At 46.9% G+C, this 15,371-nt stretch carries 12 protein-coding genes; 1 reads left to right on the top strand and 11 read right to left on the bottom strand.

The window, feature by feature from the left end; all coding sequences use genetic code 11:
• Positions 1-28: 28 nt before the first annotated feature.
• The 6 genes from FHQ30_RS00895 to fabB form a co-directional block, all read right to left on the bottom strand.
• Positions 29-1,489 (bottom strand): NAD-dependent succinate-semialdehyde dehydrogenase, encoded by a 1,461-nt coding sequence (locus FHQ30_RS00895; protein ID WP_139611911.1) that lies wholly within the window; start codon positions 1,487-1,489, stop codon positions 29-31.
• A gap of 20 nt (positions 1,490-1,509) precedes the next feature.
• A complete protein-coding gene (locus FHQ30_RS00890) occupies positions 1,510-2,856 on the bottom strand; it encodes a replication-associated recombination protein A (RefSeq protein WP_139611910.1) in 1,347 nt (448 codons plus the stop codon).
• 41 nt (positions 2,857-2,897) lie between these two features.
• Entirely contained in the window at positions 2,898-3,527 is a 630-nt protein-coding gene (gene lolA / locus FHQ30_RS00885) for an outer membrane lipoprotein periplasmic chaperone LolA (RefSeq protein WP_139611909.1), read from the bottom strand.
• Between the two features lie 133 nt (positions 3,528-3,660).
• Entirely contained in the window at positions 3,661-6,495 is a 2,835-nt protein-coding gene (locus FHQ30_RS00880; RefSeq protein ID WP_139611908.1) for an FtsK/SpoIIIE family DNA translocase, read from the bottom strand.
• A gap of 12 nt (positions 6,496-6,507) precedes the next feature.
• Positions 6,508-6,999, bottom strand: coding sequence for a leucine-responsive transcriptional regulator Lrp (lrp, locus tag FHQ30_RS00875; RefSeq protein ID WP_139611907.1), 492 nt, complete (start codon positions 6,997-6,999; stop codon positions 6,508-6,510).
• Positions 7,000-7,170: 171 nt separating this feature from the next.
• The gene (fabB, locus tag FHQ30_RS00870) at positions 7,171-8,388 is read right to left on the bottom strand and encodes a beta-ketoacyl-ACP synthase I (protein WP_139611906.1); all 1,218 of its coding nucleotides are present in this window, start codon (positions 8,386-8,388) and stop codon (positions 7,171-7,173) included.
• Positions 8,389-8,658: 270 nt separating this feature from the next.
• Here fabB and mnmC point away from each other — a divergent pair, with 270 nt between their 5' ends.
• Entirely contained in the window at positions 8,659-10,698 is a 2,040-nt protein-coding gene (mnmC, locus tag FHQ30_RS00865) for a bifunctional tRNA (5-methylaminomethyl-2-thiouridine)(34)-methyltransferase MnmC2/FAD-dependent 5-carboxymethylaminomethyl-2-thiouridine(34) oxidoreductase MnmC1 (protein WP_139611905.1), read from the top strand.
• A 321-nt stretch (positions 10,699-11,019) separates the two neighbouring features.
• Here the strand turns inward: mnmC and FHQ30_RS00860 are convergent, their stop codons facing one another.
• The 5 genes from FHQ30_RS00860 to FHQ30_RS13400 form a co-directional block, all read right to left on the bottom strand.
• Positions 11,020-11,673 (bottom strand): ABC transporter ATP-binding protein, encoded by a 654-nt coding sequence (locus tag FHQ30_RS00860; protein WP_139611904.1) that lies wholly within the window; start codon positions 11,671-11,673, stop codon positions 11,020-11,022.
• Positions 11,670-12,467 carry an ABC transporter permease gene (locus tag FHQ30_RS00855; RefSeq protein WP_139611903.1) on the bottom strand — a complete coding sequence of 266 codons (798 nt, stop codon included), beginning with the start codon at positions 12,465-12,467 and terminating at the stop codon, positions 11,670-11,672. The genes FHQ30_RS00860 and FHQ30_RS00855 overlap by 4 nt, the downstream gene beginning before the upstream one ends.
• Positions 12,467-13,624, bottom strand: coding sequence for a capsule biosynthesis protein (locus FHQ30_RS00850; protein ID WP_139611902.1), 1,158 nt, complete (start codon positions 13,622-13,624; stop codon positions 12,467-12,469). The genes FHQ30_RS00855 and FHQ30_RS00850 overlap by 1 nt, the downstream gene beginning before the upstream one ends.
• 14 nt (positions 13,625-13,638) lie before the next feature.
• A complete protein-coding gene (locus tag FHQ30_RS00845) occupies positions 13,639-14,802 on the bottom strand; it encodes a polysaccharide biosynthesis/export family protein (RefSeq protein WP_139611901.1) in 1,164 nt (387 codons plus the stop codon).
• Between the two features lie 49 nt (positions 14,803-14,851).
• A partial coding sequence (locus FHQ30_RS13400) for an acyltransferase (protein WP_267963852.1) occupies positions 14,852-15,371 on the bottom strand: 520 nt, incomplete at its 5' end.

Raw genomic sequence — 15,371 nt, 5'->3', positions numbered from 1 at the left:
ATCAACAGACCCTAGGGTCTGTTGATGTTTATTTATCTAAACCACCCAATAAGATATATTTGATCTCTAAATAATCTTCAATCCCGTATTTTGAACCTTCACGCCCCAAGCCCGATTGTTTCACACCACCGAACGGTGCGGCTTCGTTAGACAAAATGCCGCTGTTAACGCCGACCATGCCGTATTCCAAAGCTTCTGATACTCGCATAATCCGTCCGATATCACGGCTGTAGAAATAAGACGCTAAGCCGAATTCAGTAGCGTTGGCGGCCGCTATCACTTCATCTTCCGTTTCAAATTTGAAAATCGGCGCCAACGGACCAAAGGTTTCCTCAGTTGCCACTTTCATCTCAGCGGTCACATTGCGCACAATCGTCGGTTGATAGAACAATCCGCCTTGTTCCGCCAGCATACCGCCACAAACAATTTCAGCCCCGTGATTCAATGCATCGGCAAGATGTTGTTCCACTTTAGCTACCGCACTTTGATCGATTAACGGTCCAAACGTAACACCCTGCTCTAAACCGTTACCGATTTTTAAGCCGGCTACCGCACTTTTAAAGCGTTCGATAAAAGCCTCATACACCGCACTTTGTACATAAATTCGATTAGCACAGACGCAGGTCTGCCCGGCATTGCGGAATTTACAGGCGATGGCACCTTCCACGGCGGCCTCTAAATCGGCATCATCAAATACAATAAATGGTGCATTGCCGCCCAGCTCCAATGAGACTTTTTTAATGGTTGAAGCGCATTGCTGCATCAGCAAACGCCCGACTGAAGTTGAGCCGGTGAAGCTGAATTTTTTCACCCGATCATCTTCGGTCAACACCTTACCGATTTGAGTGGCACTGCCGGTGATCACATTAAATACTCCGGCAGGAATCCCTGCCCGTTCGGCTAATTCCGCCAATGCCAAGGCGGATAATGGGGTTTGCGAAGCGGGACGAATGACAAAGGTACAACCTGCCGCCAATGCCGGTGCTGCTTTGCGGGTGATCATCGCATTCGGGAAATTCCACGGTGTGATTGCAGCACAAACGCCAATCGCTTGCTTGGTGACCAAAATCCGTTTATCCGCACTTGGCGCCGGAATGGTGTCGCCGTAAATCCGTTTGGCTTCCTCGGCATACCATTCGATGTAAGAGGCGCCGTAGAGGATTTCGCCTTGCGCTTCTGCCAGCGGTTTGCCTTGTTCGATTGTTAAAATCGTCGCCAAATCGTGTTTATGCTGCACAATCAGCTCGAACCAGGTGCGCAAGAGTTGGCTGCGCTGTTTAGCCGTTTTCTGTTGCCAAGCTTGCTGTGCTTGATGTGCCGCCGCCACGGCTTGCCGCGCTTCTTGTTCCGCCATTTGCGGGATTTCGGCAATCACCTCGCCAGTCGCCGGATTCAGTACCGCAATTGTTTCGCCGTTTAAGGCTTGGCGCCACTCGCCATTGATGTAACATTCGGTTTTAAGTAATTGAGGGTCGTCTAATCGAAACATCGCTTGCTCCTTACTAGGGTCTATTGATCGTTGTACCGCACTTTGTCACTTTGTTGATCGAGTTGTGCCAGCCAATCCAGTTTCTGCTTAATTTTGGCTTCCATGCCTCGTTCGCTCGGGAAGTAATAGCGGCTGTCTTTTAGCTCCGGCGGGAAATAATTCTCACCAGCAGCGTAGGCGTTTTCTTCGTGGTGGGCATAACGGTATTCATCGCCGTAGCCGAGTGATTTCATTAGCTTGGTCGGGGCATTACGCAAGTGCGGTGGCACGTCGTAGTCAGGGAATTGGGTTGCCTGTTGTTTGGCAGTGTTGAAGGCTTGATACACCGCATTACTTTTCGGCGCCACCGCCAGATACACTATCGCTTGTGCAATCGCCCGTTCCCCCTCAGCCGCGCCAACACGGGTGAAGCAATCCCACGCACTGAGTGCCACTTGCATCGCACGTGGATCAGCATTACCGATGTCTTCCGAAGCAATCGCCAATAAGCGCCGCGCCACATACAACGGATCACCACCGGCGGTGATAATGCGGGCATACCAATACAGTGCCGCATCCGGCGCAGAGCCACGAATCGATTTATGCACTGCCGAAATCAAATCGTAATAACGATCGCCTTGCTTATCAAAGCGAGCTTGCCGCTCACCTAAAACTTCAATCAGCAGCGCTTGGGTGAGTTGCTTTTTGCCGTCAATTTCATCTGCCATATCGACCATTAATTCGAGGCAGTTCAAGGCAAGACGTGCGTCACCATTGACATATTCCGCTAATATCGCCAGTAAATTCTCTTCCAATTGAACGTGTTCGCCGCCCAGACCGCACTTGCTATCACTCAGTGCATGTTGCAGCACTTGTTGAATTTCGGTTTGGCTCAGCGCTTTGAGCAGATACACTCTGGCACGGGACAGCAAAGCACTATTCAGTTCAAACGAGGGATTTTCGGTGGTGGCGCCAACAAAAATAATCGTGCCGTCTTCAATGTGCGGCAGAAATACGTCTTGCTGGCTTTTGTTGAAACGGTGGACTTCATCGACAAATAAAATGGTACGGCGGTCGGCTTGTTTGTTCTGTCTGGCTCGTTCAATCGCTTCGCGAATTTCTTTCACCCCGCCGGTGACCGCTGAAATGCGTTCCACTTCGGCATTAATCCGTTGCGCCAGAATTTCCGCCAAGGTGGTTTTGCCGGTGCCGGGCGGCCCCCACAAAATCATTGAGTGAATGTGCCCGGCATCAATCGCTTTGCGCAGCGGTTTGCCCGCTGCCAGCAAATGCGACTGCCCGAAATAGTTGTCCAGCGTAGTCGGGCGCATCCGTGCCGCCAGCGGACGGAAATCACTTTCAGCAAAATCAAACGAGAGATTATTCACGCTCTTATTCCCTGTTAACTTAACGCTGACTTAACGCTGGCTCAGCGCTGATCATCCAGTTCTACCCCTTTCGGCACGCTAAACTGAAACAATTTATTGTCCAGCGTCACATTATTCATATTGCGCAGCATATACAAATTCGCCTGTCCGTCCTGTTCAATGGTGCTGAAGTTACGCAACAAACCGTTGCTGTCGATTCGCACTTCGAAGCGCTTGATCGCACTGTCTTTGGCTTTTGGCGTCAGGGTAAAGGTATCGTCTTTTTGTGTGACCGTATAGTTGTTCCACTGTTGCGGATCATTGCTGGTCAATAGGATAAACGGGGTGTTGTCAATCGCTTCTGACACCTTGCGTGCGGTGACTTGCTGCACAAACGGATCGTAATACCACAAGGTTTTGCCGTCGGCGATAATTTGAGTTTCTTGTGGTTTTTTAGTGTCTAAACGGAACAAATTCGGACGTTTCACCTGAAATTTACCGCTGCCTTCCTGCACTAACTTACCGTCGGCACTGGTCACTCGTTGGTTGAAATCGGCGCTGTAAGAACCCACTTCCGCCAAGCGCTGTTGCAATTCATCGACCGCCGCGGCCCACACATTCGCCGTGGCTGAAAACAGCAATGCCGCAAGTGCGGTGTGGCGTAAAAGTGCGGTTTTGTTTAAATATCTCATCTTTTTTCCTCTCAATACTGTTAATCAGTTGCGTATAAATAAGACAATTGGTTTATCAATAGGTTCTTAAGCCAATCTGCGAGGGGCAAAGCCCCTTATGATGCCTAACCGTGTACGGAAATTGCTATCAGTCTTAATCATACTGATTACGTGGTGCCAAAATTTCGCGCTTACCGTTATTCGGCGAAGAGAGAATCCCTTGCGCTTCCATTTGATCGACAATCCGTGCCGCACGGTTAAAGCCCAGTTTGAAATTGCGCTGAATCGAAGAGATCGAGGTTGTGCCGGTCGTCAGCACATATTCCACCACCGAGTCAAACAACTCATCAATATCATCATCAGCGCCAACCGCACTTTCGCTGCTCTCTTCTTCTTGCGAGACCACAATATCATCCAGATATTGCGGTTTGCCGCGCGCACGCCAGTCATCAGCCACTTTGTTGACCTCTTCATCGCTCATAAAAGCGCCGTGCACCCGAATCAGTTCGGACGAACCTTGCCCGGAATACAGCATATCGCCACGCCCTAACAGTGCTTCCGCACCACCTTGATCAAGGATAGTACGTGAGTCGATTTTACTAGCGACGGTGAACGCAATTCGACTTGGAATATTGGCTTTAATCAAACCGGTGATCACATCGACCGACGGGCGTTGCGTTGCCAAAATCAAATGAATCCCCACCGCACGCGCCTTTTGCGCCAAGCGGGCGATCAGCTCTTCCACTTGTTTGCCGGCAACCATCAACAAATCGGCAAATTCATCGACAATCACCACGATATAACTCAATTTTTCCAACGCCGGCGGCATGCTGTCCATGGTATCACCCGGACGCCAGGTCGGATTTGGAATCGGCAGATTCATCGCTTCCGCTTCGTCAATCTTACCGTTGAAACCTTCGATATTGCGTACATACAACGACGACAATAGTTGATAGCGGCGCTCCATCTCGTCCACACACCAACGCAGCGCATTGGCGGCTTTTTTCATGTCGGTCACCACTTCGGTCAGCAAGTGCGGTATGTCGTTGTAAATCGACAGCTCCACCACTTTCGGGTCAATCATGATAAAACGCACCTCTTCCGGTTTACGTTTATACAGCAAGCTCAAAATCATGCTGTTGACCCCGACTGACTTACCTGAGCCGGTCGAACCTGCCACCAGCAAGTGCGGCATTTTCGCCAAATCAACCACAATCGGTTCACCGCTGATGTCTTTGCCCAAGGCGAGCGGTAAAATAGCAGTGCTTTGGTTGAATTGTTTGCTCGCCAGCACATCGCGTAAACTCACGGTTTGGCGACGCAGGTTCGGCGTTTCGATACCGATATAGGGCTTGCCCGGAATCACTTCCGCCACACGGATCGAACGGAACATTAAGGCTCGCGCCAAGTCGGTATCCAACCCGCTGACTTTCGAGGCTTTAGTACCCGGCTCCAACTCCAATTCATAACGAGTAACCACCGGTCCGACCAACACACTCTGCACTTTGGCTTTAACATTAAAATTGCGCAGTTGATGTTCGATCTGTGCGGAAGTTTCGTCGATTTCCTCGCGGCTGATGTCTTGTTGTTCGGCTTTGCGCTGCTCCAACAAATCCAAACTTGGCAACGGTGTAGTCGGTTTGCCGCTGTGGCTGACTTTCGGTTGTAACAATGGATGTATCAAGCTGTTTTCATACGGTTTGTAGTTTGGCGTCGCTTTTGCTTGCGCCGCATCATCGTGATTTAAGATCACCTGCAACTCTTTTTCCGCATTCAGTGCTTGTGCCGCTTGCTGCATTTGCGCCAAACGTTGTTGTTCACGCTCGGCAAACTGGCGTGCCAAATCGTTGATTAACTCTTCATCCGGCTCTTCAACAGTATTTTCTGAAACAGTGTTTGCTGAAGCTGAATTGAGTGTAGCAACACTGCCTATAGTATTTTCGGTATCCTTTGATATTGAGGCAGCTGTTGCCAAACTGATTTTCGGCATACCTTCGATTTCAGGCAGATTAAAATTGCTTAACGTTGGATCGTTCGCTTGAGCTACCGTGCTCGCTGTAATCGACACTTTCGGTAGTTCAGTGGTTTGTTCGACCTGATAATTACCAAAGTGCGGTAACGCCTCAGCCGAAAGTGTCGTATCACGAGGTTGATCGACTGTCGAAGGTGCAGTTTCATTCAACCCGACAATGATCGGATGCGCTGCCTCACGTTGATCTTCATCAGATAGTTTACTCAATTGAGATTCTGTCGCCCGATTAACAGCAGCTTTTCTTGCTTGCAACACACTGTCAGGCAAGAAAATTTCTTCCAACTGCTCAACCGAGCCCGGCGAAACTGCCGCTGCTGACAGCTCACCGACCTGCGACTCTGGCTGCGGCGTGGCTTGGTTACGCTCATCATCTTCATCTTCTTCGTCATATTTGGCTGTCAGCCATTGATAAGCGCTGACTAAAAGCATGATCAAAGACATACCTGAACTCAGAATAAAACCGACTACCGTAGCACTAAAGCCAGCCATAAAACTACCGAACATGCCCAATGACGGATACAGGCTTTGGATTAACCAACCGCCCAGCACACCACCGGCAAGGTAGGTATCACTATTAGAAAGTAGCAATGCGGCTAATGACGTCAACCCGCATAGCAATAATAAAAAACCGAACAGTCGCAGTAAAGCCCGTCCTTTGCTGAATTGATCACGCCAACGATTGCGCAGCAGTAAGATCGAAGAAACGACCACTACAAACGGAATAATATTGGCAACCGAGCCAAACAGCGCAAACAGCAAATCTATACACCAAGCACCAAAAGCACCGGCTTTATTTAATGGTTGTTGCTGCGGGCTGGCAACTGTCCAGCCGTTATCATAAGGACTGTAACTAGACCAAGCGATAATAAGATACACGCCGAACAGTACTATCAGCCCGAGAATAATTTCAATAATATACTGCTTAGCCGTATATTGTGGTCGAAGGTGTCGAATCATGGTTTAGGTCTTTTATTGGGTTTTCGCTTTCAATTGCAGGTAATTGGTTTGTTTCACTTCTTCCATGACAACATAAGTGCGGGTGTCGTTCACGCCCGGCAGGTGTAGCAAGGTTGTACCCAGCAATTTACGGTATGCCGCCATATCCGCCACTCGTGTTTTCAGCAGGTAATCAAAATCCCCCGACACCAAGTGGCACTCTTGAATTTCATCCAGTTTTTGCACTGCTTGATTGAACTCTTCAAAAACATCCGGCTTGCCGCGCACCAACGTGATTTCAACAATCACCAACAGCGCAGAATCCAATAGCTCCGGATTCAACAGCGCCCGATAGCCTGTGATGATCCCCTGTTTTTCCAAACGACGCACCCGCTCTAAGCAAGGCGTCGGCGACAATCCGACCTTGCGTGATAAATCAATATTGGAAATCTTGCCGTTACGCTGAAGTTCATCCAGAATGTTAAGATCAATAGCATCAAGTGCTTTGATTAATTTTTTAGTCATTCGTTTACCGCTTGAAGTCAACATATTCAATAAAAATAAAATACTAGATTACCTGATTTTTAGCGGTTTTTATAGCGTACTGCGCCACAAAATAAAAAATCAGCCTGCCATCAATAAACGGCAGACTGATTTTTATGCTAATTTTAGGTTAAAGTGCGGTTTTTCCGCAAATTAAGCGTAGCGCTTGAAAATCAAGGTCGCATTGGTGCCGCCAAAGCCGAAACTGTTTGACATCACCGTGTTCAGTTTCTTGTCGGTTTGCACTTTGGTCACAATATTCATGCCTTGCGCTTTTTCATCCAGCTGGTCAATATTGATGCTTGGGGCGATAAAATCGTGGTTCAGCATTAATAATGAATAAATCGCTTCGTGCACACCTGCCGCACCCAACGAGTGACCGCTCATCGCTTTGGTCGATGAAATCGCCGGTGTATTGTCACCAAACACTTCACGCACCGCTTCCAGTTCTTTCACGTCACCAACCGGGGTTGACGTGCCGTGTACATTTAAATAATCGATCGGTGTATCTACGCTTGCCATCGCTTGGCGCATACAGCGTGCTGCACCTTCACCGCTCGGAGCCACCATGTCATACCCGTCGGAAGAAGCGCCATAGCCGACAACTTCCGCATAAATCGTAGCGCCACGCGCCAAGGCGTGCTCCAGTTCCTCAACCACAACCACACCGCCGCCGCCGGAAATGACGAAACCGTCACGTGCCGCATCATAGGTGCGCGAGGCTTTTTCCGGACAGTCATTGTATTTGGTAGACAATGCACCCATGGCATCAAACTCACAGGCACATTCCCATGCCAATTCTTCTGCACCGCCGGCAAACACCACATCTTGCTTGCCTAATTGGATCAATTCCACCGCATGCCCGATGCAGTGCGCTGAAGTAGCGCAGGCTGAGCTGATGCTGTAATTCACACCACGAATCTTGAATGGCGTTGCCAAACAAGCAGAAACACTGGACGCCATAGTTTTGGTGACCGCATAAGGACCGATGGCTTTCACCCCACGTGGACCGCGCATCGCATCTGCTGCAACAATTTGATTATGTGCCGAACCAGTGCCAGCGCCAATCACCAACCCGGTGCGATCATTTGAGACTTGCTCCGCCGCCAAACCGGAATGTTCAATGGCTTCCTGCATCGACAAATAGGCATACGCCGCTGCATCCCCCATAAAACGCATCACTTTACGGTCAATCAATTCCGCTGGATTCAATTTGATCGTGCCGGCAACGTGGCTTCGCATACCGATCTCAATGAATTCCGGCACACTGGTAATACCGGATTTACCTTGCTGCAAAGCAGCCAACACTTCCGCTTTATTATTACCAATACTCGAAATAATGCCATAACCGGTGATCACTGCTCTTTTCATTTACTCCAACCCTTCCTTCATCAAAACGTAATATTTTTAAACTGACCCGCTTATTGCGGAACAAATTTCAACGTACAACTGTTAGCTGAATAAATTACTATGAAAATAGAATATTGCAAGTTTTAATTACCTTCTGTCACTATTTTTGCACATTTTTTATGCAAAAAGCCGTTGGTATGATGTTAACGCAACATCTCTATTCTAATAACGGTTAAAATAGCGTACTGCCATATTCAGCTATCAACAAATCTGAGATCAATATCGACCACCATGAATAAAAAACTGACAACCCAAGCGCCGCAAATCGCTTTTCAGACCGATGATACCCCGATTTCATTACAGTTTGATGACATCTATTTTTCAACGCACAATGGACTGGCAGAAAGCCGCTATGTTTTTCTGGAAGGAAACCAATTGGAGCAACGCTGGCAACAGCACGCACAACCACACTTTGTCGTGGCGGAAAGCGGTTTCGGTACTGGGTTAAATTTCTTCACCTGCACTCAGCTATTCCGCCGCTTTCGACAGCAATATCCCAAGCATATTTTAAAACGCCTCTATTTTATTTCCTTTGAAAAATACCCGCTAAGCCCGGAGCAATTGCAACAAGCACACAAGGCGTTTCCTGAGTTTGCTGCACTTAGCCAGCGCTTACAACAGCATTATCCGTTTAACTTAAAAGGCTGCTATCGTCTGCATTTTGACGAAACCGCACTGGATCTGTGGTTTGGCGATATTCACGAGAATTTGCCTTTATTAGGCGATAATATGCTGCAAAAAATTGATGCGTGGTTTTTAGATGGTTTTGCGCCGAGCAAAAACCCACAAATGTGGTCGCAAAGTCTGTATGATGCAATGTATCGTTACAGTAAATCCAATGCTACGTTCGCCACCTTTACCGCCGCTAGTGCAGTGCGTATTGGCTTGCAGCAAGCCGGATTCGAGGTGACAAAACGCAAAGGATTCGCCCATAAACGGGAAATGCTGTGTGGCTATAAACCGGACGGGGCTACCGTTACCGGTGCTGCTGTCAAAGCCCCTTGGTATTATGCCCAAAGTGCGGTCAGCGACACAAATTCAGTGCAAGACATTGCGATTGTCGGTGGCGGTGTAGCCTCACTGTTTACCGCACTTTCCTGCCTGAAACGCGGATTAAAAGTCACGCTGTATTGTGAAGATGAGCAAGTGGCAATGAACGCTTCCGGCAACAAACAGGGGGCGGTTTATCCACAACTCAGTGATGATGACCTGCGCAACAGCCGCTTTTACGCCTACGCCTTCGCTTATGCACTGCAACAATTGCAAGATCTGGCACAGCAAGGTATTGAGTTTGAATCCGGCTGGCAAGGGGTCGCAATTTGTGCGTACAACTGTAAGGTCAAACAAAAACTAGCCCACATTATCGAGCAACAATGGGGTAGCGATTTATTACATTTTTGCGATCAAACCGAGCTGAGTCGCTTAAGCGGAATCGAGTTACATTGCGACGGTGTTTTTATCCCGAAAGGTGGCTGGCTGGCGCCGCAACAACTGGTGCAAAATGGGTTTGAACAGTTACAAAAGTGCGGTCTGACGATTCGTTTCAAGCAATCGATCATCAGTTTACAAGCTGAAACTAACCACTGGAGGCTGTTTAATGATCAAAAGGTACAGTTTGAACATCAGGTGGTGATTCTGGCTAATGGTCACCAAATAACCCAATTTGACCAAACCGCCCAACTTCCACTCTACCCGGTGCGCGGGCAAGTCAGCCAAATTCCGACGGGAGAAAAGCTGAAGAACCTGAAAGCGGTGCTCTGCTACGACGGTTATTTAACACCGGTCGATCAAGCACAACAAAGCCACTGCATTGGCGCCAGCCACCTGAGAAATAGTGCTGACCGCACTTTTAGTGCCGCAGAACAACAGCAAAACGCTGACAAACTACGACAGAATCTGGCTGGCTGTGACTGGTTGACGGAAATTAAGACTGATGACAATTTAGCGCGTATCGGTGTGCGTTGCAGCACCCGTGAACGCATTCCGATGATGGGCTGTGCACCAAACTTTGCGCAAACCGCCAACGTGTATCACAACCTATTCAACCTGCGTCGGCGTCGTCAACCGATCGCTACCGCACCATATCACCCCAATTTATACCTGCTGGCTGCACTCGGATCGCGTGGTTTAACCTCCGCCCCACTGTTGGCTGAAGCCTTAGTCTGCCAGATTCTAGGCGAACCGATTCCACTGGGCGAAGACATCCTACAAGCCCTCAGCCCAAACCGCACTTGGATCAGAAAATTATTGAAAGGAACGCCTTTGACATAAGAGTAGCGGCTGTGTTTGTTGGAAACACAGTTGCTACTCATCTATTAGTGGCTGTTGACCTTTGGTGTTTATAAATCAAGCAAAAAGAGTATGATTTTATCCGACAGCGACCTACGGTCGCAATCGGTTAAGCATTGATGAGAGGCTTTGCCTCTCTGAAGCAGCCGCAAAGCGGCTGATCTATGCGTAACCTAGTACGGCTTTGCCGTGCTAGGCTAAAAGGATTAGTTTTAGCTCAAATAATATACTTAAAACATCAACAGACCCTAATCTGAATTCACCTTGCCGGTGGAGTGAGGCATTATCATTGCTGCCACAGCATTATTTCTGGCTGTTGTTATAATATTGATACGCCTCGTCAATCGAAGCAAAATTGTGCATATGCCCGGCTTCTAACACCGCCGCATTATCACAATATTCGCGCACGGCTGCCGGGCTGTGCGATACCAAAATGATCGAACGATCTTTACGTTTTTCAAACAACTCATATTTACACTTGGCAGAAAAACGGGAATCACCAACTGCAATCACTTCGTCAATCAGATAACAATCAAATTCTACCGACAGCGACAACGCAAACGCTAAACGAGCTTTCATACCCGAAGAGTATTTTTTGACCGGTTCATACAGGTAATCGCCTAATTCGGAAAATTCTTCGGTGAAACGTTTGACATAATCAATATCGACATCATAGATGCGGCAAATAAAGCGCAAATTATCCATGCCGGTCAAACTGCCCTGAAAAGCACCGCTAAACGCCAACGGCCAAGAGATACTCATGCTACGATCAATCGTGCCGCTGGTCGGCGGCTCTACCCCGCTGATCAAACGAATCAGGGTCGATTTTCCCGCCCCGTTGCGCCCCAAGATCCCGATTTTTTCGCCTTTTTGCAGCTCGAAGTTGATGTTGTGTAGCACTGGTCGCCAACCACTACGGGTTAAATACCGCTTACTGACATTCTGAACACTAATCATGACGGTTCGATTCCTTCACTAAAGTTTTTCACCATGAGCAAACCTATCAAAAGCATCGCCAAATTACAGACTAAAATGTACCAAGGATTTTCATAAGTGACTACACTGGAACCAAAATAACCATGACGAAACATTTCTGTACCGTGGATCATCGGAATCCATAACACATATTTATGTGCCTGCACCGGTAGTGTATGTACAAAAAAGAAGGCTCCGGATAGCGGCAACATCACAAAACTCAAAGTTCCCCAGATTTTACCAAACGGCTCTATATGATACGCAATAGAACAGATGATGAAACCTAGCCCAGCGGCAAACATCGCCATCAACATCCACGCCAATAACATATAAAAAATATCTTGTGGCGGTTCAATCCAATTAATCGCAATTAGAATTGCCATAATCGTAATTTGTGCAATCGTTGCTCCGGCTACTTCTAGCAACATTCGGGAAATCAGAGTATCCAGCACCCTAACATTACGGTGATAAAGTAGGCTAATATTGCCTGAAATCGCACCAATCGAGCGATTTGATGCATTACGCCACATCATTGCCATTGGATAACCGGTAATCACAAAAGCAATAATATTCAAGGTTGAAATACGATCTGCTCGTAGAAATTTCCATAACAACACGATCACCAGTGTTAACAATAGTGGTTCGACAAACAACCATAAAAAACCAATATTTCTACGCCCATAACGAGTGATGATTTCACGCATCAATAAAGCGCCAATCACCCTTTTTTGAATGGAACAGGATTGTCGCAACGTAGTTTGATCACCGTATTGCATCAGTTTTTATGCTCTCTCACACTGGCTAACATCAGGCTTAATACCCCATACAACATTAAACCAATAATTAAAGTGGCGAAAATATTGTAGATTCGATACGGTTCTAAGGCTAAATCCGGCTTGCTCGGCTGATTTATGACTTCCAAATAAAGTTGCTGACGATCCGCTTCGCCTTTGGCATTCTGCAAAGAGGTTATTGCTGTTGTTAGCTGTTGTTGTGCTAGGGTGTTATCCAACACTAAACGTTGGTATTCTGCCGTTTGATTGGCAATGGAATCACCACCGCCAAAAATGGTTTGAATTTGCTGCTGAATTTCTGTACGAATGCTTTTCTCTCTTGCCTGCAAAGTTCTAACTTGCGGGTTTTGCGGAGAAATGGCACGCACTTGATCCAACTGTGTTTGAATATTGATCAATTCATCTTGCAATTTTGATATCAAGGCCAACTGCACTTCCGATTGCGCCTGTAAATCAAAAATTCCGTTCTTAATACGATATTCACTCAAAGCAGAAGCCGAATCTGTTACACGTTGTTCCGCCTCTTTTACTGATTGCTCAGCAAAAATAATAGTATCTCGTCTAGCACGTTCATTCAGACGGTTAATTAAAGTTTCACCTAAACTCAATAACTCAGCATTAATTTTTTGCCCATCCTCTGCATTAAAAGCCCGAATACTAAGCGTCGCAATACCGGATACAGAATCAAGACTAACTGACTCCCGTTTCTGGAAGTAACGATAAAATGCCTCTTGTTCATCATTTAAACCAAATGGATTAAAACGACTAAATAGATCACCTTGATCTTCATAGAATTGCCGCATCGGTAGCACTGCTTCTAACTGTTCTAAGGCGTTACGCGAGCGCATAAACTCCTGCACAGTATAAGTATCGTCTTGCGAACGAGCGAAACCAATGCTTTGCAATAATGCGCCAACGCCGCTCAGAGACGCTTGGTTACGTGAAGAGCGAACAACAAAACTAGATTCAGAAATATACACATCTGATGCCCAAAAGGTAAAATAAAATACTGAACAGAATGTCGGAATCAATACCGTAATCCAAAACAACGGATTAAATTTTTTCCATATCTTTTTCACCTTTTTTTCTGCTTTTACTGCTGGTATCGGTTTTTCTGCGATTAATGTGGTTTCTGTCATTTCTTATTTCTCCATTAATCCGATAAATTATTGACGCTGTTAGCCGTGCTGGTGACCGGCGAGGTAATCGAGAAAATAATTCTCAAGAATTTTTGGAATTCCGCCAACGGTGCATTGGACACATACACAATATCTTTATTCTGAATTGGGAAACGCTGCAACCAAAATAGTGATTTTGGCTCTAACAAATTAAGGCGATACACCGTCGGCACATCCATACCAACACCATAACCACGCCCCTGCCAAGTGGCTTTGTCTTGTGCACTCAACTTCTCAAACGGCAAATAGCGGAACACAAACACCCCACGTGGATCAGAACGGGTGTCAATCAACCCGCCCATGCGGCCGATAGCTTCCGCCAGCGTTAAACCTTTAGCCGAAAACCGCACTTCACGATTGCTGCCCACCGCCCCCAGTGCGGTAAAGCTCAATGGATTATTTAATAACGAAATTACATCACCAGAACGCAACCGGATATTCTCATTTGGATTAGACGCCAGTCTTTCCAACGAAATGGTTTTGACCTCACTGCCACGAGTCAACTGCACTGAAATATCATAGGCATTTTCCGTCGCCCCACCAACAGCCGCCACTGCATCTAGCACCCTTTCGCCATGGGCTGTCAGCGGCATACGAACACTGTTACCTTGGCGCAACACGGTGACATTGGCCGAATTGTTTTTCACCAAACGTACCATCGCCTGTGGCTGATTCGCCATCGGGCTTAAGCGACGTACAATCTCTTTTTGAATTTGCTCCGGCGTTTTACCTCGCACCGAAATAGCCCCTAAGAATGGAATCGTAATTTTGCCACTCTCACTCACCATCTGCTCCGGCAAACTGGTCAGCTGCGCCCCACCTGTGCCACTTTGGTTCAACACCCCACCAAACAATACTGCCGGCGCCGCCTCCCAGATCATCACATCCAGCGTATCGCCCACATTCACCGCACCGTTATAACTGTTAGCATTAGCAAAATGGCTGAACGACTGCGCCTGCTGCTGATTGAAAAGTGCGGTAGCGACATTATCCTCCACCTCCACCACCTCCACCGTCGGCAGATTTTCCGTGTTTTGATTTTGCAAATCCATCACCCGACTTTGGCTAGGCCCCGAAGTCGGCATGCTATTACAGGCTGCCAGCGTTAGGCAGCAGAGGGAAAGGGTTAGTTTTTTCATGTTAAGTTATATTATAAAAATTTAATAAATATCTGATTCCGATTATAGTTTATTCTTTGCTGGGTATAAACTCTTTTAAAGTCAAATCATCATATGCCGTTTTGTGGTACATTTTTCTTCCCCAAACTATATTTTCTTTAACTATACTCGCTGGAGTGCCTAACACTACACTATTAGGTTTGAGAATACTTTTTGTTACGATTGAACGAATACCAACAACAATATTACTCGCTAAAGTGACACCTTTTAAAATCGTAACATCTCTACCCAACCAGATATGATCGCCAAGTTTAATACTACTGCCATGATTAAGTCTCTCCCCCGAAGATAAACTATAAATGGGATGCATATCACTAGTTCGAATTTCATATCCGTGTGCGAACATACAATCTCTCCCTATATCTAAACTAGATTCCTCAGCAATAGTCAGCTCTCCTCTCCCAATAGTCGTATTTTCGCCAATATTTAAAGCACAATTTGTAAAAAGAGAAGCTATACATCCAGTCAGCTCAACATTTTCACCAATAAATAACCGAATATTATTTCCTTTTAACCGTATATTACTGCTT

Origin of the sequence: Testudinibacter sp. 'clade 2' (assembly GCF_006227735.1) — a bacterium.
GTDB lineage: Bacteria > Pseudomonadota > Gammaproteobacteria > Enterobacterales > Pasteurellaceae > Chelonobacter.
Note: the sequence above shows the minus strand (reverse complement) of the source record. Positions and strands in the feature narration are given on the sequence as shown.